The sequence below is a fragment of the Kluyvera sp. EC_51 genome, assembly GCF_019584505.1.
Classification (GTDB): Bacteria; Pseudomonadota; Gammaproteobacteria; order Enterobacterales; family Enterobacteriaceae; genus Kluyvera; species Kluyvera sichuanensis.
Genome location: NZ_VDAG01000006.1, coordinates 337,177 through 360,035 on the forward strand (window position 1 = coordinate 337,177; position 22,859 = coordinate 360,035).

22 protein-coding genes and 1 other RNA gene are annotated in these 22,859 nt (G+C 56.9%); 10 read left to right on the forward strand and 13 right to left on the reverse strand.

Features of this window, described 5'->3' with window-relative positions; all coding sequences use genetic code 11:
• Nucleotides 1–12: 12 nt before the first annotated feature.
• Genes FHC49_RS03105 through FHC49_RS03120 form a run of 4 tightly spaced genes read right to left on the reverse strand, consistent with a single transcriptional unit; the run spans nucleotide 13 to nucleotide 4,674 of the window.
• On the reverse strand, nucleotides 13–1,215 hold the full coding sequence (locus FHC49_RS03105) for an arabinogalactan endo-beta-1,4-galactanase (RefSeq protein WP_220438639.1): 1,203 nt from the start codon (nucleotides 1,213–1,215) through the stop codon (nucleotides 13–15).
• A gap of 4 nt (nucleotides 1,216–1,219) precedes the next feature.
• Nucleotides 1,220–2,071 (reverse strand): sugar ABC transporter permease, encoded by an 852-nt coding sequence (locus FHC49_RS03110; protein ID WP_035891868.1) that lies wholly within the window; start codon nucleotides 2,069–2,071, stop codon nucleotides 1,220–1,222.
• Nucleotides 2,072–2,080: 9 nt separating this feature from the next.
• Nucleotides 2,081–3,388 (reverse strand): carbohydrate ABC transporter permease, encoded by a 1,308-nt coding sequence (locus FHC49_RS03115; protein ID WP_185667118.1) that lies wholly within the window; start codon nucleotides 3,386–3,388, stop codon nucleotides 2,081–2,083.
• 53 nt (nucleotides 3,389–3,441) lie between these two features.
• Complete coding sequence (locus FHC49_RS03120) at nucleotides 3,442–4,674, reverse strand: extracellular solute-binding protein (protein ID WP_185667119.1); 1,233 nt, start codon at nucleotides 4,672–4,674, stop codon at nucleotides 3,442–3,444.
• A 346-nt stretch (nucleotides 4,675–5,020) separates the two neighbouring features.
• Here FHC49_RS03120 and FHC49_RS03125 point away from each other — a divergent pair, with 346 nt between their 5' ends.
• The 6 genes from FHC49_RS03125 (at nucleotide 5,021) to FHC49_RS03150 (ending at nucleotide 11,343) form a co-directional block, all read left to right on the forward strand.
• Nucleotides 5,021–6,130 (forward strand): ABC transporter ATP-binding protein, encoded by a 1,110-nt coding sequence (locus FHC49_RS03125; RefSeq protein ID WP_185667120.1) that lies wholly within the window; start codon nucleotides 5,021–5,023, stop codon nucleotides 6,128–6,130.
• A 231-nt stretch (nucleotides 6,131–6,361) separates the two neighbouring features.
• Nucleotides 6,362–7,393 carry an isopenicillin N synthase family oxygenase gene (locus FHC49_RS03130; protein WP_185667121.1) on the forward strand — a complete coding sequence of 344 codons (1,032 nt, stop codon included), beginning with the start codon at nucleotides 6,362–6,364 and terminating at the stop codon, nucleotides 7,391–7,393.
• Nucleotides 7,394–7,418: 25 nt separating this feature from the next.
• Complete coding sequence (locus FHC49_RS03135; protein WP_220438641.1) at nucleotides 7,419–8,225, forward strand: MetQ/NlpA family ABC transporter substrate-binding protein; 807 nt, start codon at nucleotides 7,419–7,421, stop codon at nucleotides 8,223–8,225.
• On the forward strand, nucleotides 8,222–9,013 hold the full coding sequence (locus FHC49_RS03140) for a methionine ABC transporter ATP-binding protein (protein WP_220438642.1): 792 nt from the start codon (nucleotides 8,222–8,224) through the stop codon (nucleotides 9,011–9,013). Before FHC49_RS03135 ends, FHC49_RS03140 begins: the two co-directional genes overlap by 4 nt.
• On the forward strand, nucleotides 9,010–9,669 hold the full coding sequence (locus tag FHC49_RS03145; RefSeq protein ID WP_220438683.1) for a methionine ABC transporter permease: 660 nt from the start codon (nucleotides 9,010–9,012) through the stop codon (nucleotides 9,667–9,669). The genes FHC49_RS03140 and FHC49_RS03145 overlap by 4 nt, the downstream gene beginning before the upstream one ends.
• Before the next feature lie 96 nt (nucleotides 9,670–9,765).
• Nucleotides 9,766–11,343, forward strand: coding sequence for an EAL domain-containing protein (locus tag FHC49_RS03150; RefSeq protein ID WP_220438644.1), 1,578 nt, complete (start codon nucleotides 9,766–9,768; stop codon nucleotides 11,341–11,343).
• Here FHC49_RS03150 and FHC49_RS03155 read toward each other — a convergent pair.
• Nucleotides 11,324–11,596 (reverse strand): metal-sensing transcriptional repressor, encoded by a 273-nt coding sequence (locus tag FHC49_RS03155; RefSeq protein WP_185667125.1) that lies wholly within the window; start codon nucleotides 11,594–11,596, stop codon nucleotides 11,324–11,326. The two genes, FHC49_RS03150 and FHC49_RS03155, sit on opposite strands and share 20 nt — an antisense overlap.
• 135 nt (nucleotides 11,597–11,731) lie before the next feature.
• Here FHC49_RS03155 and FHC49_RS03160 point away from each other — a divergent pair, with 135 nt between their 5' ends.
• Entirely contained in the window at nucleotides 11,732–12,556 is an 825-nt protein-coding gene (locus tag FHC49_RS03160; RefSeq protein ID WP_220438646.1) for a nickel/cobalt efflux protein RcnA, read from the forward strand.
• Nucleotides 12,557–12,571: 15 nt separating this feature from the next.
• Here FHC49_RS03160 and FHC49_RS03165 read toward each other — a convergent pair whose 3' ends face one another.
• The 3 genes from FHC49_RS03165 to FHC49_RS03175 all read right to left on the reverse strand — a co-directional run bounded on the left by FHC49_RS03165 (nucleotide 12,572) and on the right by FHC49_RS03175 (nucleotide 17,518).
• On the reverse strand, nucleotides 12,572–15,655 hold the full coding sequence (locus FHC49_RS03165) for a beta-galactosidase (RefSeq protein ID WP_220438648.1): 3,084 nt from the start codon (nucleotides 15,653–15,655) through the stop codon (nucleotides 12,572–12,574).
• 93 nt (nucleotides 15,656–15,748) lie between these two features.
• Entirely contained in the window at nucleotides 15,749–16,828 is a 1,080-nt protein-coding gene (locus FHC49_RS03170; RefSeq protein ID WP_220438649.1) for a LacI family DNA-binding transcriptional regulator, read from the reverse strand.
• Nucleotides 16,829–16,903: 75 nt separating this feature from the next.
• Nucleotides 16,904–17,518 (reverse strand): YitT family protein, encoded by a 615-nt coding sequence (locus FHC49_RS03175; protein WP_185667129.1) that lies wholly within the window; start codon nucleotides 17,516–17,518, stop codon nucleotides 16,904–16,906.
• An 89-nt stretch (nucleotides 17,519–17,607) separates the two neighbouring features.
• Here FHC49_RS03175 and FHC49_RS03180 point away from each other — a divergent pair, with 89 nt between their 5' ends.
• On the forward strand, nucleotides 17,608–19,032 hold the full coding sequence (locus FHC49_RS03180) for a PLP-dependent aminotransferase family protein (protein ID WP_220438651.1): 1,425 nt from the start codon (nucleotides 17,608–17,610) through the stop codon (nucleotides 19,030–19,032).
• Between the two features lie 88 nt (nucleotides 19,033–19,120).
• Here FHC49_RS03180 and FHC49_RS03185 read toward each other — a convergent pair whose 3' ends face one another.
• The 3 genes from FHC49_RS03185 to ffs all read right to left on the reverse strand — a co-directional run bounded on the left by FHC49_RS03185 (nucleotide 19,121) and on the right by ffs (nucleotide 20,016).
• Nucleotides 19,121–19,336 (reverse strand): hypothetical protein, encoded by a 216-nt coding sequence (locus FHC49_RS03185; RefSeq protein ID WP_035895186.1) that lies wholly within the window; start codon nucleotides 19,334–19,336, stop codon nucleotides 19,121–19,123.
• The gene (locus FHC49_RS03190) at nucleotides 19,333–19,581 is read right to left on the reverse strand and encodes a hypothetical protein (protein WP_185667131.1); all 249 of its coding nucleotides are present in this window, start codon (nucleotides 19,579–19,581) and stop codon (nucleotides 19,333–19,335) included. Before FHC49_RS03190 ends, FHC49_RS03185 begins: the two co-directional genes overlap by 4 nt.
• Before the next feature lie 338 nt (nucleotides 19,582–19,919).
• Nucleotides 19,920–20,016, reverse strand: an RNA gene (gene ffs, locus FHC49_RS03195) — signal recognition particle sRNA small type.
• Nucleotides 20,017–20,181: 165 nt separating this feature from the next.
• On the opposite strand from ffs, the gene FHC49_RS03200 reads away from it, so the two are divergent.
• On the forward strand, nucleotides 20,182–20,493 hold the full coding sequence (locus FHC49_RS03200; RefSeq protein ID WP_185667132.1) for an MGMT family protein: 312 nt from the start codon (nucleotides 20,182–20,184) through the stop codon (nucleotides 20,491–20,493).
• A gap of 122 nt (nucleotides 20,494–20,615) precedes the next feature.
• Here the strand turns inward: FHC49_RS03200 and FHC49_RS03205 are convergent, their stop codons facing one another.
• Entirely contained in the window at nucleotides 20,616–21,116 is a 501-nt protein-coding gene (locus FHC49_RS03205) for a YbaY family lipoprotein (protein WP_185667133.1), read from the reverse strand.
• 218 nt (nucleotides 21,117–21,334) lie between these two features.
• Here FHC49_RS03205 and tesB point away from each other — a divergent pair, with 218 nt between their 5' ends.
• Nucleotides 21,335–22,195 (forward strand): acyl-CoA thioesterase II, encoded by an 861-nt coding sequence (gene tesB, locus FHC49_RS03210; RefSeq protein ID WP_185667134.1) that lies wholly within the window; start codon nucleotides 21,335–21,337, stop codon nucleotides 22,193–22,195.
• A 54-nt stretch (nucleotides 22,196–22,249) separates the two neighbouring features.
• On the opposite strand, the gene FHC49_RS03215 is transcribed toward tesB, so the two are convergent.
• Nucleotides 22,250–22,510 carry a hypothetical protein gene (locus FHC49_RS03215; RefSeq protein WP_220438653.1) on the reverse strand — a complete coding sequence of 87 codons (261 nt, stop codon included), beginning with the start codon at nucleotides 22,508–22,510 and terminating at the stop codon, nucleotides 22,250–22,252.
• Nucleotides 22,511–22,859 lie beyond the last annotated feature (349 nt).

Here is a 22,859-nt window from a genome sequence, read left to right on the forward strand (position 1 = left end):
GAGTGTTGCTAATTAATTAAATACTTTTACCGACGGCAGGACTTTTCCTTTGCAGTCAAATAAGGCCTGATTCTCGCGGGCATTACCTTCTTTCCATTCGTCATGGATATATTTCATGCCCGCTTTCGTGGCCCAGGTATTTCCCGGAACAGCAATCCAGGTCGGTTCCCAATAAAATATCCCTTTGCCACGATGGTCCGGAACATCAATAACGGCCTGCATTAAGTCATGAATATAGTTATATTGCCCCTGAACCGTGCCCGGATAGCCGCCGTCTTTCTCTTCTTTCGCCTGGAAGCTGTTTTCCGCGTTATCGCAGTTTTCCAGCGTGTAGCCATAAGCGGCTTCGACCACAATGACATCTTTGTTGTAGCGTTTGCTGATGTCATCCATGTTGGCCTTCAGCGCGCTGATAGGGCCGTTCCAGTAGGTGTACATCGACAGGCCAATCACGTCATACGGCACATTGCGTTTGCTGATTTCATCAAACCACCAGCGGAAGGTGTCATTTTTGGTGCCTTCGGCCAGATGGAGCATAATTTTCACCTGCTCCCCGCCCTTCAGATTCTCTTTCAGCCCGGAAATCGCCGCATTCAGCAGGCCGGCTAAACGGTCAAACTCACCGCCGCCCTGCCCCCAGCTTTTGCCTTCCGGCCAGAGAATCCCGCCGTTAATTTCGTTGCCAATCTGCACCATATCCGGCAGCACACCCTCCTGTTTGAAGCGGGCGATGGTGTCACGGGTATAGTCGTGAATCACGGTTTTCAGCTGCGGGTAATCCATCTTCTCCCACGCTTTGGGTTTGTACTGTTTGCCAGGGTCAGTCCAAAAATCGCTGTAGTGGAAGTCCAGCAGCAACTTCATGCCCTGCGCTTTTGCCCGCTTCGCCAGCGCCAGCGTGCTGGCAAGATCGTTATCACCGCCGCCGTACGCCTTACCGTCGGCATCTTTCGGGTCAACCCACAGGCGCAGACGAACATAGTTCACGCCGTTGGCTTTGAGAATCGCCAGCGCGTCCTGCGGTTGATTTTGTTCGTTGTAGAAACGGGCGCCGTGCTTCTCAGCATCCAGCAGCGTCGAGATATCGGCCCCTTTAATAAAATCCGCTGGCATGGCGTTAAACGGCTTCGTTTGCAGCGTCTCGGCCGCCAGCGAAGAGGCGGAAAAACTACAGGAGAGACAAACAGCAAGCAGAGCGGGTGCAAATCTTTTCATGTGGTTATCCTTTGGTGCTGCCGGAGGTCAGGCCGGACACGAAGTATTTCTGTAATGCCAGATAGAGAATCGCCACCGGTACGGCAATCAGTACGGCTCCTGCCGCGTAGGTGGTGTAGCTGGCGCCCATTTTTTGCGCCACCAGGTTGTACAACCCGATAGGCAGCGTGTATTTATCCGGCGTACGCAGGATGGTGCTGGAGAGAATGAAATCCCCCAGCGGGCCGGTGAAGGAGAACAGCGCCACCACCGCCACAATCGGCTTCGACAGCGGCATGATGATTTCAATGAAGATGCGGAAGTTGCTGGCCCCGTCCATGCGGGCGGACTCATCGAGATCTTTAGGGATCGCGTCGAGATAGCCCTTCATCAGATAGGTATTCATCGGGATCATCCCTGCCACGTAGATCAGCACCAACGCGAAGTGGCTATTGATCAATCCCAGCAGCTGGGAGAGCACGAAAATAGCAATCAGCGCAGAAAACTGCGGGATCATCTGCAGCAGTAAAAACAGCATCAGCCCATTCTGACGCCCTTTAAAACGAAAGCGTGAAAACGCATAGGCGGTAAAGCTGACGCTAATCAGCGTTAGCACCATGGTCAGGAAGCTGATTTTCATCGAGTTCCAGTACCAGGTCATGTAGTTCACCTGGCCGTTAAACAGGTCGGCGTAGTGCTGGAACGACAGGTTTTCCGGAATAATCGACGTACTCAGCAGGCTATTCCCGGCGTTGAGCGACGCGCCAATGGTCCAGATCAGTGGGTAAATAATGATGGTGGAAACCAGCACGATAACCAGCCAGGAGAGCGACAGCCGCACCCATTTTTCACGCTTAATACTTTGTGATTTAGCCATGTGATACCCTTACGCCATATCGTCGTTTTTGAAAGATTTCGTGGCGCGGAACTGCCACAGCGCCAGACCGACGACAAAAATCGACAGCAGGATGGTAATGGTCGCCGCAATGGCGTACTGGGAAGAGGACATGGTCAGTTTATAGATCCACGACACCAGAATATCCGTACCGCCCGCGTTCGACCCGGCCACCGCCGGCCCACCGTTGTTAAACAGGTAGATGATGTTGAAGTTATTAAAGTTGAAGGTGTATTGCGTGATGATGATGGGCGCAATCGAGTAGAGCACCAGCGGCAGCGTAATCGTGCGTAGCTTGGTCGTCGTGCTGGCACCGTCCATCGTTGCCGCCTCGTAGAGATCGTCAGGAATCGCCTGCAATACCCCCGTGGTCATCGCAAACACAAACGGGAAACCAAGCCAGGTCTGCATCATAATCAGCGCGGTTTTGGTCCAGAATGGGTCAGTCATCCACGCTTTTGGGCTGATCCCAAAGAACGACAGAATGGCATTGTTAATGACGCCAAACGAGTCGTTGAACATCCCGGCAAATACCAGAATGGTGACAAAACCCGGCACCGCCCATGGCAGAATGAAGATAGTGCGGATCAGCGGTTTAAAGCGCAGATCTTTCTGGTTCACCAGAATCGCCAGCAGCACGCCCACAGTGCACTGCAGCGTGGTGGCCAGCAGCGTCCAGACCACCGTCCACTGCAGCACGTCGAAGAAGGTCGAGCGCCAGATGGAGAGCGTGAAAATATTGACGAAGTTCTTCAGCCCAACCCAGTCCACCAGCTTCGCCGGAGGGGTGTGGTAAAGGTTGTAGTTGGTAAAGGCGATAGAGAACCCAAACAGAATCGGGAAAATCACCACGAACACCAGCAGGATGAATCCAGGGGTGATCATTAAATAGGGAAAGCCATCGCTCAGCAGCATCTGATACTGTTTACGCACGCTGTTCAGCTGCTGGCCCTCATCACGCTTCTTACCGTTCGCCCACGCATCGCGCAGGGAGAGATAATAAATCGTGACGCCAAAGCCGATAATCAGCACGCTGATGATCCCTTCGGCTAACAGGAAGATAGAGTTATCGCGCGGGACCTCTTCTCCCAGCGTGTACAGCCCCCACAGTCCTTCGCTCAGGAAGTCGTAAAACACGCCCATAAAGCTGCTAAGCAGCACCAGGAAGATAAGTCCCTTCAGCCACTGGCGGTGATAAAACTGGCCAAAGCCAGGCACAATGGCCAACAGCAGGCCGCACCACGCATGGCGTCCGGCCCCCTGTGCTCTGTTTACATTTTCGCTGGGATTGATAATCACACACGGCTCCTTCTGAAAACGGGAGGTCCCCCTCCCGTCCGTGACGTCAGTGCTTACTGGTTACTCGCCTGCATGGCTTCGATCTGCATTTTGATCTGTTTTTCGGCGTTATCGAGCGCGGCCTTCGGCTCTTGCTTACCGGTCAGGCTCAGTTCAAGCGCAGCGTTGGCAGGGCCCCACACTTCGCCCATCTCTGGGATCCCCGGCATCGCCGTGGCGCGGGCGGCCTGCACCGCAACGGCGCTGGCTTTCTCGTCGTTCTTGATAATCGGATCGTCAATCATCGCCTTCTGCGGCGGGATTTCACGCGTCGCGATATAGCGCGTTTTCACATACTGCGGCTGGTTGATAAATTCGATGAACTTCTGCGCCATCGCTTTATCTTTGCTCCAGGTCGACACCACGTAGCCCTTCACGCCAAGGAAGGAGCTCATCGGTTTGCCGTCCGGCAGGTTTGGCAACGGCGCCACGCCGTAGTTGATGCCCGCCGCTTCATACGGCTGGAAGGCCCATGGCCCGTTGATCACCGCCGCGGCTTTCTTCTCGGTGAACAGCGAGTCGATAGCATTCAGCCCGTTGTCACCGATAATCCCCGCCGGGAAGATCTTATCGGCATAGAATTTCTTCAGATAAGTGACCGCTTCTACCGCACCCGGCTTGTTCAGGCCAACGTCCTGAGCGTTGTAACCACCTTTGCCGTTATCGCCAAAGATGTAGCCGCCCATCGGGCCAATCGCCCCCCAGCTGTAGTAAATCTGGTCGAACTTGGCGAGCAGCCCGTACTTGTTCTGCGCGCGCTGAGCTTTGGAGAAGTCATACCATTCCGGCAGGCTGGCTAACGGCTTGTCGATTAACTCTTTGTTGTAAATCAGCACCAGCGTTTCGACCGCCTTCGGCACGCCATACAGAGCGTTGTCCATACGAAAAGCATTAATTGACGCAGGCGTAAACTCATCAATCTGCTTCTGGTCGAGCTTAATCGGCGTCAGCAGCCCCTGAACCACCGCCCCACCGAGCTGATCGTTTGGAATGACCAGTACGTCCGGGCCAATCCCCGCCGGGCCATCAAGACGCAGCTTTTCCAGCTGCTGCGCGTAAGGCATCTCCTGCACGTTGACCTTAACGTCGTACTGTTTTTCGAAATCAGCGATGGCATCCTTAATTCCGGCGGATTTCTTTATGTCTTCCCAGACGTTAAGCTGCGTAGCCGCATGAGCCTGCAGGCTAATCAACTGCCCCGCGGCCAGAGTCGTAAGGATAAGTGCGGCAATGGTGTTCTTTTTCATTATCAACCTCATGTGAAGGTGTAACAATTTATCGTTTTTAACTACAAGGCACAGCATGTTTTAACGCTTACAATGCTTGATTTGCACCGTATTACTGGTTTCTTACATTTTGTTATACGCTACGCTTTGAGTGATGATAAAACCACTGACAACTGCGAGTTGTGTGATCGTCATTGCAGAAATGAAACATCGATATAGGGCGCATAAATAGCGGAAGTTATAGTCGCATCATGATTTTCACGCTGTTGAGCATCGCTTAGCCAAATTGTCATACGTAATACACAAATGACATTCAGCGGCCCTCATCCCAACGGCAGGCAAAGGTTAATAACTTCGGGGAACGTCGATGTCTAATATCCGACTGAGGAATGTCACGAAACGCTTTGGCAGCACCGTCACGCTGCATAATGTCAATCTCGATATTGAAGACGGCGAGTTTGCCGTGTTTGTTGGCCCATCCGGCTGCGGTAAGTCGACGCTGCTACGCATGATTGCCGGGCTGGAAGAGGTCAGCGACGGCGAAGTGCTGATTGGTGACGAGGTAATGAACGATGTTGCGCCGTCCCATCGCGGCGTGGCGATGGTGTTCCAGTCGTATGCGCTCTACCCACATATGACGGTTGCGGAGAACATGGGCTACGGCCTGAAGGTCAACAAAGTGCCGAAAGAGGAGATCCGCCGACAGGTAGAGATGGTGGCCAAAACGCTGCAGCTTTCGCACCTGCTGGACCGCAAGCCAAAGCAGCTTTCCGGCGGCCAGCGTCAGCGTGTGGCTATTGGCCGCGCCATTGTGCGTAACCCGCGCGTCTTTATGTTCGATGAACCGCTGTCAAACCTCGATGCCGAACTGCGCGTGGATATGCGCCTGCACATTGCGCGCCTGCACCAGGAGCTGAAAACCACCATGGTGTATGTTACCCACGATCAGGTCGAAGCGATGACGCTGGCCGATAAAATCGTGGTGATGAACTACGGTAAGGTGGAGCAAATGGGCTCACCGATGGATCTCTACTACAACCCGATCAACAAATTCGTCGCCGGGTTTATCGGCTCACCGAAAATGAACTTCCTGCCGGCCACCGTCGCCGAGTGGCAGCCAGGTTCCTTGACCGTGAACCTGGCTCAGCAGCATACGCTGACCCTGGCGATAGAGACCGCCCCGCTCACCCCGGGTGCCACCGTGACCCTAGGTATTCGCCCGGAACACCTCTCTACCGATACCCGCCGCGGTACGGTACTGGCCTTTAACTGTGAAGTGGTTGAGCGTCTTGGCAACAACACCTATCTGTTCGGTCAGTGCTACGGCCACGACAACGTGAAAATCCTGCTGCCGGGGGATGTCCATTTCCGCCCGTGGCAGCAAATTGATCTCGCCTTCGACCCGCAGCACTGCATGATCTTCGACGAACACGGCCTGCGCATCAGCGCCGATATTGCCGCCCCTAACCAGCATTAATCCCCAGCCTTCCGCGCACGGCCTGCCGCCGTGCGCTTTAGCTAATTTTCGCAAAAGCTCAGACCCCCACTCCGTCATAAATTAGAAAATAACGTTATTGGTCGCGCCCTTCGCCATCAGGCAGGCTGTCGTTATCAACCCGACGGAGATATCCCATGCAGCGCTGTTGTTGTCATCCCGCATTTGCACCACCCCAACATTACGGCATTCATCTGCAAAATGGAGAGTTCAATGAGTCTGACCACCCTGCCTATTCTCAGCCTGGCGCGCTACCACCAGCCGTCTGAACGCGCTGAGTTTCTGCTAGCGCTTCGCCACGCCGCCCGCGACGTCGGCTTTTTCTACCTGACCGATCACGGTATCAACGATGCCCTGCAGCAGTCGCTGCAGTCGGAATCACGCCGCTTCTTCGCCCTGTCCGACGAACAAAAACAGCAGGTGGCGATGATTCACTCCCCGCACTTTCGCGGCTACAACCGCAGCGCAGCCGAACTGACGCGCGGCCAGCCGGACTGGCGGGAACAGTTTGATATTGGGGCCGAGCGTCAGGCCGTTTCGCTGCGAGAGCACGACCCGCGCTGGCTTCAGCTACAGGGCCCTAACCTGTGGCCTGAAGCGCTGCCTTCCCTGCGCCCGGTCCTGCTGCAGTGGCAGCGGTCAATGACCGAGATGGCGATGACGCTGCTGCGCGCCTTTGCTGAGGCGCTCCAGCTACCGCCCGAGGCGTTTGACACCCTGTACGGCCAAAAGCCCAACGAACATATTAAGCTGATCCGCTATCCCGGCCAGCAGGAGACGCAAAACAGCACCCAGGGCGTGGGAGCCCATAAAGACTCCGGCTTCCTGAGCTTCCTGTTGCAGGACGATCAGCAAGGGCTGCAGGTGGAGGTCAGCGACGGCCAGTGGATTGACGCCAAACCGCTGCCCGGCAGCTTTGTGGTCAATATTGGCGAGCTGCTTGAGCTGGCAACCAACGGCTACCTGCGCGCCACCGTTCACCGCGTGATCTCACCGCCAGCCAACAAGCAGCGCCTCTCCATCGCCTTCTTCTTAGGCGCACAGTTGGACGCCGTGGTGCCGGTTTACTCCCTGCCCGAATCACTGGCGCGAGAAGCCAACGGCCCGCAAAGCGACCCGCAGAATCCACTGCTGCGCGACGTAGGCTGGAACTATCTAAAAGGCCGCCTACGCTCCCACCCGGACGTGGCGGAACGCTATTACCGCGATGTACTGCGCGCGCGCAGTGAACAGCTGATTGCCTGATAACCATTAAAACAAGGAACACACCATGAAACATGCCGCATTCAAACTGGCAGGGGTTGCACTGTCTCTTTCTCTGGCCTGGAGCGCGTCTGCCGCGCCGCTGCGTATCGCCGCTGACCCGGTGCCGCACGCGGAAATTCTCAACTTTATTAAAAAGCAGGATCCGAAGCTGGATCTGAAAATTGTCGAACTGACCAGCGGCGTTAACGCCAACGAACTGCTGGCCAACGGCGACGTCGATGCCAACTACTTTCAGCACGTGCCGTACCTGAAAGACCAGGAAAAAGCGCTGGGCAAAACCTTTGCTGTTGCCGCCACGGTACATATCGAGCCGCTGGGCATCTATTCGCATAAACATAAAGATCTGCAATCGCTGCCGGAAGGGGCCACCGTGGCGGTGCCGAATAACACCACCAACCTGAGCCGCGCGCTGTTCCTGCTGCAGAGCAAAGGGCTGATTAAGCTGGCGGCGAAGTTTACCGACCCGGCGACAACGCTTGCCACGCCAAAAGATATCGCCGAAAACCCGCATAAGCTGAAGATCCTCGAGGTGGAATCCCCGCAGATCCCACGCTCGCTGGACGACGTCGACCTGGCGGTGATCAACGGCAACTACGCGCTGGAAGCAGGGCTCAACCCGGCCAAAGATTCGCTGGGGCTGGAGAGCGCCACGCATAACCCGTACGCCAATATTCTGGTCACCACCCCGCAGCTGGCCAACGATCCGCGCATCAAACAACTGGCAAAAGATCTGACTTCGCCGCAGGTCGCAGAATTTATTCGCCAGCACTATAACGGCTCGGTGATCCCGGTTAGCGCACCGCAGTCATGATCGTCATCGAAGGGCTGAGCAAGCAGTATGCCGGAAGCGGCCACCCGGCACTCAACGACGTTTCGTTTACCGTTCCCAAAGGCGCCATTTACGGCATTCTTGGGCGGAGCGGCGCGGGTAAAAGCACCCTGATTCGCTGTCTGAACTTACTGGAGCGGCCCAGCGCGGGCCGTATCCTGTTCAACGGGGAAAATATCGTGCAGTACGATAAGGCGCAGCTCCGCGGCCATCGTCTGCGCACCGGCATGATTTTTCAGCACTTCAATCTGCTGCACGCCCGAAGTGTAGCCGACAACGTCGCCGTGCCGCTGGAGATAGCCGGCGTCCCGAAAGCGCAGCGTCAGCAGCGCGTGACCGAACTGCTCGAACTGGTCGGGCTTGGCGATAAAGCCGACGCCTTCCCCTCCCAGCTTTCCGGCGGACAAAAGCAGCGCGTAGGCATTGCCCGCGCGCTGGCCGCTGAACCCGATGTGTTGCTGTGCGATGAAGCCACCAGCGCGCTGGATGCCGAAACCACCGCCAGCGTACTGGCGCTGCTGGAGACGATAAACCGCCAGCTGGGGCTGACCATTGTACTGATCACCCATCAGCTTGAAGTGGTCAAGAACCTTTGCGATCACGCGGCGCTGCTGGAAGGTGGGGAATTGCAGGAGAGCGGGAAAATCGCCGACCTGCTGGCTTCCCCCTGGTCACGCCTGCGGGACATTTTACTGGGAGACGGCGATGAAGAACGCCGCTTCCTCGCCCGCCACGGCATTGAAGGGAGACACCTATGCATAGTCGCATGAGCTGGGAAGATTTATGGCCGCTGCTGGTCGGCGGCACGCTGGATACGCTTTACATGGTGGGATTCGCCACCCTGTTTACCGTCTTAATCGGCCTGCCGCTGGGCGTGCTGCTGTTTCTCTCCCGCCGCCAGGGGATTGTCCCCATGCCGCGCCTGAATGCGGTGCTGGGGGCGATTATCAACACCGGGCGCTCGCTGCCGTTTATTGTGCTGCTGATTGCCCTTATCCCCTTCACCCGTCTGCTGGTTGGCACCACGCTCGGTAGCACGGCAGCCATTGTGCCGATTACCATCGGGGCGTTTCCTTTCTTTGCTCGCCTGACCGAAAGCGCGCTGGATGAGGTGGACTACGGGCGCATTGAAGCAGTGCTGTCGATGGGCGGTAACGCCTGGCATGTGGTAAGCAAAGCGCTGCTGCCCGAAGCGCTCCCGGCGCTGCTGGCAGGCACCACGCTGACTATCGTCATGCTGATTGGCTTTTCGTCGATGGCGGGCGTCATCGGCGGCGGCGGGCTGGGTGATTTAGCGATTCGCTACGGCTATCAACGGTTTAATGATCAGATAATGATCGGCACGGTGCTCATTTTGGTACTGATGGTGCAGGGCGTGCAGATGGGCGGTGACCACCTGGTTCGCGCGCTGGCGCATCGCCGCTGAATCCGCGCTAATTCTGGCAGGGGGGACGATTTCGCGTAATAAGCGTAGGAAATGTCGGGTATACTTGCACTACTTAGCCCCGGAAAAGGACTGGCAGTGACAACTCGACACCTGATCGGTCTGATAACCGGCGTACTGATTATAGCGATACTCCTGCCTATTTTGCTGAGCGTCTGGCTTGCCCAGCGGGAAGCGCATCGGCAATTTATCACCGAGCAGGAAACCTACGCGTCGCGGGTCCTCATACGTACCGAGCAGGTCATGGACCAGGCCAAAGGGGCACTACTGCAGATGGATGCTCTGAAGGATGCGGGCTGCAGCCCTGCGCATCTCCAGGAGATGCGCCGTCTCTCCTACTCGTGGCGCTATATTCAGGAAGTGCTCTATCTCGATGGGCTGACAGCCAGGTGCTCCTCGCTCGAGAACAGCGGTAAGCCGTTCACCTTCCCGGAGCCGGATCGCATCATCCCATCCGGCTATCGCGCCTGGTACACCGAACGCAACGATCTCGGTATCCGCCGCTATATGGCCGCCTTAGCTTCCGATCACCATATGGTGATTATCGACCCCGTCTCGTTTATCGACGTTATCCCGTTCAGCAACTCAAAAACCCAGGTGGCGCTTATCAGCACCCATAACAGCCGGGTGCTCGCCAGCAGCGCGCCGCTGGATCAGCAGGCCTGGCAGCAAATTCAGCTACAGCATCTGGAAACGCTGACCAAAGACAATATCGTTTATACGGTACGCCAGTATCCCGATCTGCAGGTGTCGATCATGACCTGGTCTTCGACTCTACCGTTGTCAGAACGCCTGCGTCACCAGCTGATGCTGTGGTTGCCGGTCGGTATACTCATGAGCCTGCTGGCAAGCTGGTTGATTTTCCAGGTGCTGCGCCGTTTGCAGTCGCCACGCCAGCGTATGCTTGATGCGCTGAACAATGCCGCGATTACCGTCTACTACCAGCCCATCGTGTCGCTTACCGATGGCAAAGTGGTGGGATGTGAAGCGCTGGCACGCTGGAAGCAGCCGGACGGCAGCTACCTGTCGCCGGAGATTTTTATTCCACTTGCCGAGCAGACCGGGCTCATCACCAACCTGACGGAAAACGTGGTGAAATCCGTTTTCCGCGATCTCGGTAAATGGCTCAGCCTGCATCCGGATCAGCATGTCTCCATCAACCTCTCCGTCGCCGATTTCCACTCTGTCGTACTGCAAACGCTGTTGCACCAGCAGATGCGCATCTGGCACGTGCAGCCGCAGCAAATTGCCCTTGAATTAACCGAGCGCGGCTTTGCTGACCCGAAAACCACGCTGCCGGCGATGACCGCTTACCGTAAAGCCGGGCACGCCATCTATATCGACGACTTCGGCACCGGCTACTCCAGCCTGCGCTACCTGCAGGACCTTGAGGTCGATACCTTAAAACTAGATAAATCCTTCGTTGATGCGCTGGAGTACGCGCAGGTAACGCCATACATCATTGAAATGGCAAAAACCCTGCAGCTGAACGTAGTGGCGGAAGGGATTGAGAGTCCCTGCCAGGAGAAGTGGCTGCGCGAGCACGGCGTGCAGTTTGGACAGGGCTGGCTTTACAGCAAGGCCCTGCCGAAAGAGGCGTTTATTCTCTGGGCGGAAAGCAACCTGCGGGCGCACGCTACTTCAGATAGGACTTAATCACCTGCATCACCACCTCGAGGTCGGCTTCGCGCTGACCCTCTTCGGGCTCTTTGACCACGTGATCGGTCAGATGGCCCTGAATCACCTGCAGCATCATGCCGTTAACCGCGCCGCGAATCGCCGCCAGCTGCTGTAGCACCTCCGCACACTCGTGCTCGCGATTGAGCATTTTCTCAAGCGCAACGCTCTGCCCCTGAATTTTCTTCAGACGCGTCAATAACATCTTCTTGTGACGAACGGTATGTGACATGGCCGGGATCCTGTTCTTAACTCCTGCGCAAGCATACCACGCGCGGCTCTGACTGCGCATTTTTATACTAGGGGGTAGTATTATAATACTGGGTGGGAGTATAGTGATTTCACTTTTTTGCAAGGATCCTTCGCGATGAACGACTTCACGACACTCTTACAACAGGGCAATGCCTGGTTCTTTATCCCCGGTGCCATTCTGCTTGGGGCGCTACACGGCCTGGAGCCAGGCCATTCCAAAACCATGATGGCGGCGTTTATCGTGGCGATCCGCGGTACGCTAAAACAGGCGATATTACTGGGGTTGGCGGCGACGCTGTCGCACACGGTGGTGGTGTGGGTCATCGCCATGGCCGGGATGTGGTTTGGTCGCGGGTGGGATGCACAAACCGCCGAGCCGTGGTTTCAGCTGCTTTCCGGGATAATTATTATTGTTATCGCGCTGTGGATGCTATGGCGCACCTGGCGTGAGTCGCGCGGGGCGCACGATCATCATCACGACCATGATCACCACCACCACCACGATCATGAACATGAACATCATCATGGCCAGGATCATCACCACGATCTGGTGGAAGCCGACTGGCAGGATGCCCACCAGCGCGCCCACGCCGAAGAGATCAATCGCCGCTTCAAAGGCCAGGAAGTCACCACCGGGCAAATTGTGGTGTTCGGCCTGACCGGCGGGCTCATCCCCTGCCCGGCCTCGATTACCATTCTGCTTATCTGCCTGCAGCTTAAACATGTGGCGCTGGGGGCTACGCTGGTGCTGAGCTTTAGCGCCGGGCTGGCGCTCACGCTGGTCGCCTCCGGGGCCATTGCCGCCATTGGCCTGAAGCATGTGAGCAAACGCTGGAGCGGGTTTGGGGAGCTATCGCGAAAAGCGCCGTGGTTCTCCGGCGCACTGATTATTCTGGTGGGGCTTTACATGATGGGACACGGCATCAGCGCACTGATCTGATGCCGTGTGCAGAACTTAGGCTAGCTGCCAGCTAAACTGGTAGCGAACCCGGCGGGAAGGCAGTAAAAACTCTGGCCCCACGCTCGGGCTCCAGGAGTCATCGCCGCCCACGCCCATATGGAAGGCATCGAGGTTCAGCCAGCAGCCCGGCTCCTCGTGCAGCAGATGGTGATGGGTGGTTTCATGCAACTGACGCTGGCTGTAGCGGCTGAGGCCAAAGTGGAACTCCCCGCGCCAGCAGTGCGCGCCATATTCCAGCTGTCGGGTGTCGCAGCGCAGCCCATTTTCCGTCGGGAAGATATACGGCGTATGCAGCGCCGACAGTGGAAGAGTCCACAATCCCTGGCGCGCCGCCAGACGACGGTCTGGATAGTTTTCATGCGGCCCCAACCCCAGCCAGCTCACCTGTTCTTCCACGGCGGCCAACTGGCAATGCAGACCAATTCGCGCCGGGTGCGGAATATCTTCCGCCACCTGCACCGTCACATCGCCATTCAGCACGCCGTAATCGTCAATGCGCCAGCGTTTGTGGCTGATAAACAGAATTTTCCCCTGATATTCCCAGCTCTGCTGCGTCTCGACCTCAACGCCCTGTTCCTGCGACGCGGCCCGGCACAGTAACAGCCGCGGCGTCATGGCGTACATCCCCGCCGCCTTCCAGCGCTCTACCCATGCGTTCGGGTCAATGCGGGTCACTTCACTCACGCCGATATCGTTATCCAGCGGCGCGCGGGTGAAATTATCGCGCAGCGGCGTCAGCAGCTCCGGTTTGTCGTTGCGCCACCACTGCGTCAGATCGCCACTCTCACGGCTAAACTGCCAACGCTGACTGCCGTGGGTGATAACAAACGCCTGCGCCTCAACGTGCAGCTGCGGGGCGGTGCCTGTCTCTTGTCGTACCGGCAGCGACAGCGCGGTCGGCAGCAGCCACTGATCCCAGGCGCACAGATGGTTAGCCGCCGACCACCCGGTCGCCTGCGGCTGATATACCTCAACGTTAAGCCAGCTATTTTCGCTGAGCGCGGCGCTATCGGTGAACGGCAGCACGATTCGTTGCTGCCCCTGCGGAGCGATATCAAGCGCTTCCTCGCCCTGCGTCAGCGTTTTGCCATCAACGGTAATCGACCAGCGCAGACGCTCGTTATCCGTGCTACGGAACAGGAATTCACTGCTCACTTCTATTTCCAGCGGCGCGCGCCCCACCAATCTGAACTGGAAGAACTGCTGTGCCCTTTGCGCCTCAAACAGCGCTGGATGCGGCGTACGATCCGGGAATACCAGGCCATTCATACAGAACTGACGATCGTTTGGCGTATCGCCAAAATCGCCGCCGTAGGCCCAAAAGCGCTCGCCCTGTTCATTGGTTTTGCTTAACGCCTGGTCAACCCAGTCCCAGACAAAGCCGCCCTGCAGGCGTGGGTTGTCGCGAAAAGCCTGCCAGTATTTCGCAAAACCGCCAAAGCTGTTGCCCATCGCGTGAGCGTACTCGCAGAGGATCAGCGGACGCGTCTCTTCCGGCAGCGCAATCCACTTTTTGATGCTCCACTTCGGCACCGTCGGGTGCGGCTGATCGGCATCGACGCGAGCGTACATCGGGCAGACAATATCCGTCGCCGCCGTATTCGCGCCGCCGCCCTCATACTGCACCGGGCGTGACGGATCGGCGGTTTTTATCCAGCGGTAGAGTGCGTCGTGATTCGCACCGTGCCCGGATTCGTTGCCCAGCGACCAGATGATAATGGAGGGATGGTTACGGTCGCGCGCAACCATTCGGGTCACGCGCTCGCTCATCGCCGGTAGCCAGCGCGGGTCGTCCGCCAGGCGGCTCATCGGTACCATGCCATGGGTTTCAATATTGGCTTCATCCACTACGTACAGCCCGTAGTGGTCGCACAGGCGGTACCACAGCGGATGGTTCGGATAGTGGGAGCAGCGCACGGCGTTAAAGTTGTGCTGCTTCATCAGCTCAATATCGCGGCGCATAGTGGCTTCATCCACCGCCTGCCCGGTTTCCGGGTGATGTTCATGACGGTTAACGCCGCGGATCAGCAGCGGTTTACCGTTCAGTTTCAGCAACCCGCCCTCTATCGCCACCTGGCGGAAACCAACATCGCAGGCTTCCGACTCCAGCGGCTTACCGTCGGCATCACGCAGCGTGAGCACCAGCCGGTAAAGGTTTGGCGTTTCGGCGCTCCATAACGCGGGCTGCTCCAGCGGCAGCGTCACCTTCAGGCGCTCTGCCCAGCCGCCGCGTTCATCCACAAACGGAATGCCCACGGCCTGTTGCAGGCTGGCAACGGCGTTGTCACCCCACCACAGTACGGCTTCCACGTGGGTCGCTGCGGCGGCAGAGCCTTCGACGGTCACCTGAATATCCAGTTCACCGAAGGTAAAGCGCTCAGACAGCCGAGGCGTAACCTGATAGTCGGCAATGCGGGTTGCCGGTTTATGCAGCAACGTCACATCGCGGAAAATACCGCTCATGCGCCACATATCCTGATCTTCCAGGTAGCTGCCATCGCACCAGCGCAGCACCATCACCGCCAGCCGGTTCTCGCCAGGTTTCAGCACTGCACTCAGGTCAAACTCGGCGGGCAGGCGGCTATCCTGGGAGTAGCCCATCCACTGACCATTGCACCACAGATGAAATGCCGAGTTCACGCCGTCAAAAATAATCCGCGTTTGTCCCTGCGTCAGCCATTCATCTTCTACGGTAAAGGTGTATGAGTAGCAGCCCGTCGGGTTCTCTACGGGCACCTGTGGCGGCGTCACCGGAATCGGATACGTCACGTTGGTGTAGATAGGCGTATCAAAACCGTGCATCTGCCAGTTAGACGGCACCGGCATGGCGACAGCATCGTGAAGATCCTGCTCAACCCACCCCTCCGGTACGGCTTCGGGGGCAGAAAAGAAGTTGAAGCGCCAGTTACCGTTTAACGACAGGCGCGAGGCCGATGCGCTATCCAGCCGCGCTGCGCTCGCTTCACGCCAACTGTTAAACGGCGCGTGGGCGGGCAGTCGGTGCCACTGGGTAAGCTGGGGATTTTCCCAGTCACGGCGGGAGAGTAAAGCAGACAGCGTCAGAGAAGAATGTGGCATGGAAACCTCGTTGCGAAGCGCTCACAATTTTTAATGAGAGTGCACGGATCTCACCACGAGGTAAAGGATCGGATCGAGAGTAAGCGAGTCAGATCACAATTCGCGCGATCGTCTGGCTATCCGGGTCGCTAGCTCCTGCAAGCAATGCGCCAGATCGTCATCCTGAAGACTCTCCGGTTGCCGTTCGGCACTGGAACTGCGGGCAATCAGCTCAACCTCCAGGCAAGTCTGGCTCTGTGCCGGTACGCTGCCCTCCTGCGCAATAAGCCAATCCACGCTCATTCGTCCGGCCTCTTTAAAGCGCTGGCGGATGGTGGTCAGCGGCGGCGTAAACCAGGCGCTGTCGGTGGTATCGTCATAACCCACTACCGATAGCTGACCCGGCACGCGAATGCCTTTCTCTGCGCAGGCGTGCAGCGCGCCCAATGCCATCTGATCGTTGGCCACCAGCAGTGCATCAGGGTAGGGTTTTTCACTCAGTAAAAGGTGCGCTTTTTCATAGCCAGAGGCCGCGCTCCAGTCGCCATAGGCCACGGAAACCGGCTGTACCGCTGCCTGTTGTAAGGCATGCTGCCAGCCCGCGAGTCGGGCACGGGCGGAGACAGAGCTTTGCGGGCCTGCCAACAGCGCAATCTGTCGATGCCCCAGCGCGAGCAGATGTTCAACGCCAAGGCGAGCGCCCTGCTCGGCGTCAAACACGAGGCTATTCACCTCGGCATCACGCCCCACGTCGAGAAACAGTATCGGCACCGGCGAAGCGGCGGCCAGCGCTTGCGCATCCTCACGCTCCAGCGGCACATTCACCAGCAGCCCTTCCACACGCTGCGCCTGAAGCTCCTGCAAGGCGTTGAAGCAGGCTTCCCGGTCGTGGCTTTCCACCATCGAAATCAGCACGGAAAAGCCCACTTCTCCAGCACGGCGTTTCACCGCCGAGGCAATTTGCGAAGGCGCGTGCAGCGCCAGGTCAGTGGTCAGCAAGCCCAGCGCGCGCGTGGCCTTTCCGGCCAACTGCTGCGCGCCGCGATTGGGAACATAGTGCAGTTCCTGCATCGCGGCCTGCACCTTTTCCCGCGTGCGCGGCGACACGTGCGCGGCCTGGTTTATCACCCGCGACACGGTCTGGTAGGAGACACCGGCGACGCGGGCCACATCATACAGCGTGATTGTTTTCATACTTTTCCGTTTAACTGGCGTACCAGGTGCAGTGTAACCGGAAAACGAACATCATGCTGTGAGCGCTTCGTAAAATCAGGAAACTTGCTCCACCTCAGCCGTGCGACGCTGCGCCACACGAGGCAACTGGAACCACGGCAGGAAAATCTGAATCAACGGGCCAATCGCCAGCGCATACAGCACGGTGCCCACGCCGAAGGTGCCACCCAGCAGCATGCCGATAACCAGTACCGAGAGTTCGATGGTGGTACGAATGCGGCGGATTGGCCAACCGGTACGGGCGTGAATGCCGGTCATCAGGCCATCGCGCGGCCCGGCGCCAAAACCGGCACCGATATACATACCGGTCGCCATCCCATTTAGCACCACCGCCAGCAGCAGCAACACAGCGCGAAGCCAGAGCGATTCCAGCGGCGGCATCAGCGAGAGCGTGGCATCGGCCGCCAGTCCCAGCACGATAACGTTGCTGATGGTGCCGAGTCCCGGACGCTGACGCAGTGGAATCCATAACAGCAGTACGGCTGCGCCGGTGAGGATCATCACCATCCCAATATCAAGGGAGGTTAACCCGGATACGCCAAGGTGGAACACGTTCCACGGGTCAGCCCCGAGATTGGCACGAACATAGACGGCGGTCGAAACTCCGTAGAGTATTAACCCAATGTAGAGCTGAATCAGTCGGCGTAGCATAGAGACCTCGGCCTGTAGAATGAGGCTTCCATCATCAGTAAAAATGGCATTATGATTAATGACCAGTTTTTAAAAAGTGGACTGCTCCCATGATTCGACGCTCCGCCACCCAATCATTAGTTCGTCTGCTGGGCCACTGGCAGGACGGCCCCTCCCCGACGCCGCTGTGGCGACAGCTCACCGATGCACTGCGGCTGCTGATTCTCGATGGCCGCCTGCCGCTCGGCACGCGTCTGCCAGGAGAACGGGAGTTTGCCAATGCACTAGGGGTCAGCCGTACCACCATCGCCAGCGCGTTGGCCCAGCTGCGCGACGAAGGCTATGTGCAGAGCAAGCAGGGTAGCGGCTCGACGGTCACACTCAGCGCCGAAGGCTACCAGCGCGCGCCACGCATGCCGACCTCGCCGACGCTGGATATGTCTACCGCCGCGCTGGCAGCCGGCGCGGAAATCCATCAGGCCTACAGCCATGCGCTGGCGGCGCTGCCCAGCTACCTCAGCAATACCGGCTACGATCAGCAGGGACTCCCCGCCCTGCGCGAAGCCATTGCCCAGCGCTATAGCGCGCGCGGGCTGCCAACGCGGGCCGACGAGATTATGCTGGTAAACGGCGCGGTCAGCGGGCTGGCGCTGATCCTGCGCAACCTCACCGGGCCGGGCGACCGGGTGGTGGTTGAAACACCGACCTATCCACTAGCGATTTCCGCTATTGAGGGCGCATCCTGCCGCCCGGTGGCGCTACCATTGCCCGATAAAGGCTGGGACACCGACGGCCTGGCGGCGGTTATCGCCCAGACCGCACCACGGCTAGCGTATCTGATGCCCGATTTTCAAAATCCTACCGGCCAGTGCATGGACAGCGCCACCCGGCAGATAGTGGCGGACCTGGCGGCACGAACCTGTACGACGCTGGTCGTCGACGAAACGATGGTGGATTTGTGGTACAACGCCCCGCCGCCACCGCCGCTGGCCGCATTTAATCGCGATGCGCCGATCATCACAGTAGGTTCAACCGGGAAAAGCTTCTGGGGTGGGCTGCGCCTGGGTTGGATCCGCGCTTCATCGCGCACCATTGCGGCACTGGTCCAGACCCGCGATACCCTTGATTTAGGTTCGCCGCTGCTGGAACAACTGGCCACGTGCTGGCTACTGGACAATGAGCATCAGCTACTGCCCGAACGGCGTCGACTGCTGACGGCGCGGCGGGATATGTGCGCGGCGTTAATGCATGAATACTTTCCGCAGTGGAAATTTGTGCTGCCGGAGGGAGGACTGTCGTTCTGGGTTGAGCTGCCGGAAATGATGGCAACGCGGTTTGCTGCACGAGCGGAAGCCAGCGCGATTCATCTTGGCGTGGGAACACGATTTGGTCTGGCGGGCAGCGGAGAGCGCAATTTACGCATTCCGTTTACACTGGACGATGAAACTCTGCGTCGCGCCTTTTCGACATTACAGCCGATTTGGGCAACGTTAGCAGGCCAGCATGGCGCAAACAAAGTGCGGAAAATAATTTAACCGCGCGCAAGGGGAGAACGCCCCCAATAACATAACCGGCCTGAAACATTATATTCTTTAACGTTATAAAGTGCGGCTAAAGAATATATTAGTGCTGTGGAGGGATCGGAAAGCCTTTCAGGGAAATAACGAAAGATTCTCCCTCTTTTTTAATCTTAGCACCGGTATCGCACCAGTCAGAGGCAATACGAAAGAATTCATCGCTGCCTACATTCCAGTTGAGAAGAACATGCTTCACGTAGCCTGAACGTAACAGGTCGCAGGCTTCGCTATAGTTACACGCTATCGACGTTTGCTGTTTCATTTTCTCTTCTTCAGGATTTTACGTAATGCTTTGATTTCTTTAGGTGTGAATGGAGCAACATCTTCTTCCGTATGCTGGCTGTCGATGTCATCTTCACACACGCCCGCCTCTTCTTCTGCTACAAACCCCAGCAGCAGCAGCTTTTCTGCCGCAGCGCCTAAAGTCAGGCCGTGGACTTCAGCAAAGTGGCGAAGTCTCTCTTTTACCGCTTCATCAATTTTTACGTTAAGCACTGCGACTGTCATATAAACCCCTTCCCGTAAAGACGCGCCGTCTCGTAGGCGAGTTTGTGTTAACAAAACCCGTAAAGCGGCGCGGCAAAAATGGTTTCTGTATTATTTCTGTAATAACTAATACATGAAACCAACAGCACATTCCAGAAATATATTTATAACACAAAGGGTAATATAAATACCCAATGTTAATCTAAAGGCAATTTATGACACATAAATGACAATAATATTACAAGCAGATGAATGTTATTTGAATGCAAAAGGTTGTTGACGACAAATAGCCACAATTAATACAGGGATTAGATTGGTCTTAGCGGGGGGGATTTTACGGCGATAGAAATGGGTGGGGGCCCTGCCAGCTACATCCCGGCACACGCGTCATCTGCCCTGGCTGCTTCCTTCCGGACCTGACCTGGTGAACAGAGTAGCGTTGCGGGAGAACCAACAGGGCCCCCATTGAGAGCGTTGTTATCCAACGCGCTGGCGCATTATCACTGCTGAGACGGGCAATTGCAAGCTATCCGCTACTGCCTGCTGGATTCTTGCGCAATCCACCCTTCACAGGGGGCATCAGGCTGATTATGCTGAAGGTTCTGCTTTAAGGAACTCACTATGGACGATTTTGGCTCTTTCCCTCAGCGCGTTTGGCAAATCATCGCTTCCATCCCGGAAGGCTACGTCACCACCTACGGCGATATTGCCCGGCTGGCTGGCTCTCCGCGCGCTGCGCGTCAGGTCGGCGGCGTATTGAAACGCCTGCCGGAGGGCTCCACGCTGCCGTGGCATCGGGTGGTGAATCGGCACGGCGTGATATCCCTGACCGGCCCGGATCTCCAGCGTCAACGCCAGGCATTGCTTTCCGAAGGGGTACAGGTGTCGGGTAGCGGGCAGATTGATATGCAGAAGTATCGCTGGAACTACTAGCAGCTGTAGCCCGGCCGAGCAAAACGACGCCGGGAAAATCCCGGGGCCAGCGCTAAAGCGCTTCGCCTGGGCTACCCTGAATTCACGGCAAAAAAATGCCCTCACGTAGAGGGCATTCGCGTTTATGGAACCTGAACCGGCGAGGTATCCTGAACCGGCACCGGCGTTTGCTGCACGGGAACCAGCGTCAGGTCAGCTTTAGTGCCGCCGTGGTTAATCACTTCCTGCACGGTATCAGTAATAAAGACCAGTTTATCGTTAATGGTCACCGCCGCGCTCAGCAGGATACGGGCGTTCGGCTGAATATCTGCCGGGTTGTACGGCAGGGCAAAGCTAAACGGCGCCTGTTTCCCTTCGGTACGCGTCACTTTCTGCGACAGCACTTTCGATGGTGCATCGGCCAACGACGCATCGGACAGCGTTACGGTCAGTACGGCATCCGGCGGCAGCGCCACTTTCTGGCGGATCCACACGTTACCGGAGACATTCGGTCCCGACACGGCCTGAGTGGCCGCTGCTGCTTCTGGCGCAGGTGTCTGATTCTGACTTTGCTGGTGCGTCTTCGCACAGCCCGCCAGGGCCAGTGCAATCGCCAAACCGCTTAAGATCGGCACGAGTTTCATTAGCATTCTCCTTATTGCTCACCCATTCTGAGGCTGTTTTCTCATTTGAGTGACAATGCATTAACAAACGTAACCGCTTTAGTGTGGCATATAATTCACATGATTACCTGCAAACACCCCATTATTCAGACAATTGAACCCATCGGACCACTCGCGAAACTACGTTATAATGAGAGCATTCACCTGATGTTGCGACCGTAAAATTGTAGAGGGTATCAATGAGCCAAGCGCTTTCTAATCTGCTGACATTATTAAATCTGGAAAGAATTGAAGAAGGACTGTTCCGTGGCCAGAGTGAAGATCTGGGGCTGCGTCAGGTCTTTGGCGGCCAGGTTGTCGGCCAGGCGCTGTATGCGGCAAAAGAGACCGTCCCTGCCGACCGTCTGGTGCACTCCTTCCACAGCTACTTCCTGCGCCCGGGCGACAGCCAGAAGCCTATCGTCTATGACGTTGAAGTACTGCGCGATGGCAACAGTTTCAGCGCGCGTCGCGTGGCGGCTATCCAGAACGGGAAACCGATTTTCTATATGACCGCCTCCTTCCAGGGCCCGGAATCCGGCTACGAGCATCAAAAAACCATGCCCGCCGCGCCGTCACCGGACGGCCTGCCGTCCGAAACCGACATCGCCCGCTCGCTGGCACACCTGCTGCCGCCACAGGCCAAAGAGAAGTTTCTTTGCGATAAGCCGCTGGAAATTCGTCCGGTGGAGTTCCACAACCCGCTGAAAGGACACGTGGCTGAGCCTCGCCGTCAGGTGTGGATGCGCGCCAACGGCACCGTACCGGATTCACTGCATATTCATCAGTACCTGCTCGGCTATGCCTCTGACTTCAACTTCCTGCCGGTTGCCCTGCAGCCACACGGCGTGGGCTTCCTCGAACCCGGTATGCAGGTTGCGACCATCGACCACTCAATGTGGTTCCACCGCCCGTTCGATATGAACGAATGGCTGCTGTACAGCGTCGAGAGCACCTCCGCCTCCAGCGCCCGCGGTTTTGTACGCGGCGAGTTTTACACTCAGGATGGTATTCTGGTGGCGTCGACAGTGCAGGAAGGGGTTATGCGTAACCGCAACTAGGTGATATCAACCACGCCCGCGATATCACGCGGGCGTACAGTTGCAGCTGGGTAATTAATGGATGATACGGCTCAGCAGGGAGCTAATTCCAGGCAAGCGTTTCTTCTTATCGAACGGCTTAACGCCGATTGCACGGCAGTTATTGCAGTAGCAATCGAACGCGTCGCGGGCGGCAATGTTCAACTCTTTCGCGTCTCCGGCGATAAACGTTGCCCTGCGGTCGGTGTTCAAAAACTCACCGCGAAACATTTCAATAATGGGGTCGTATTTAACGCGGGCTTTGTGACCATCGATAAATAATGTGCTGCTATGCATTTGAAACGTTCCTTGAAGTGTTGTGCCATCCTGGCGCGGGTAAAGCTGGCTTTGCCCGCAAATCTTTACCGATCACATCGGCGGGGTGGAAGAATACTCCTCAGCGTAAAAGATAAAAAGCCGTTTTAAGTAAAATGCTTTTACGCAAACGTATGTAATTACTTACGGTTCGTAAGGTTTTACAGACACCATACCAGCAACCATTGTGATAACGATCACAAAAATCATTGGCGCCACCGCATAAACAAGAAACCCGCACCAGGGCGGGTTAAATAACGGTCAAAATAAATCTTTTGTTTTTCAACGTCTGAAGCATTCCCCGGGGTCGGCGTAAACGCCTCGCCCGGGT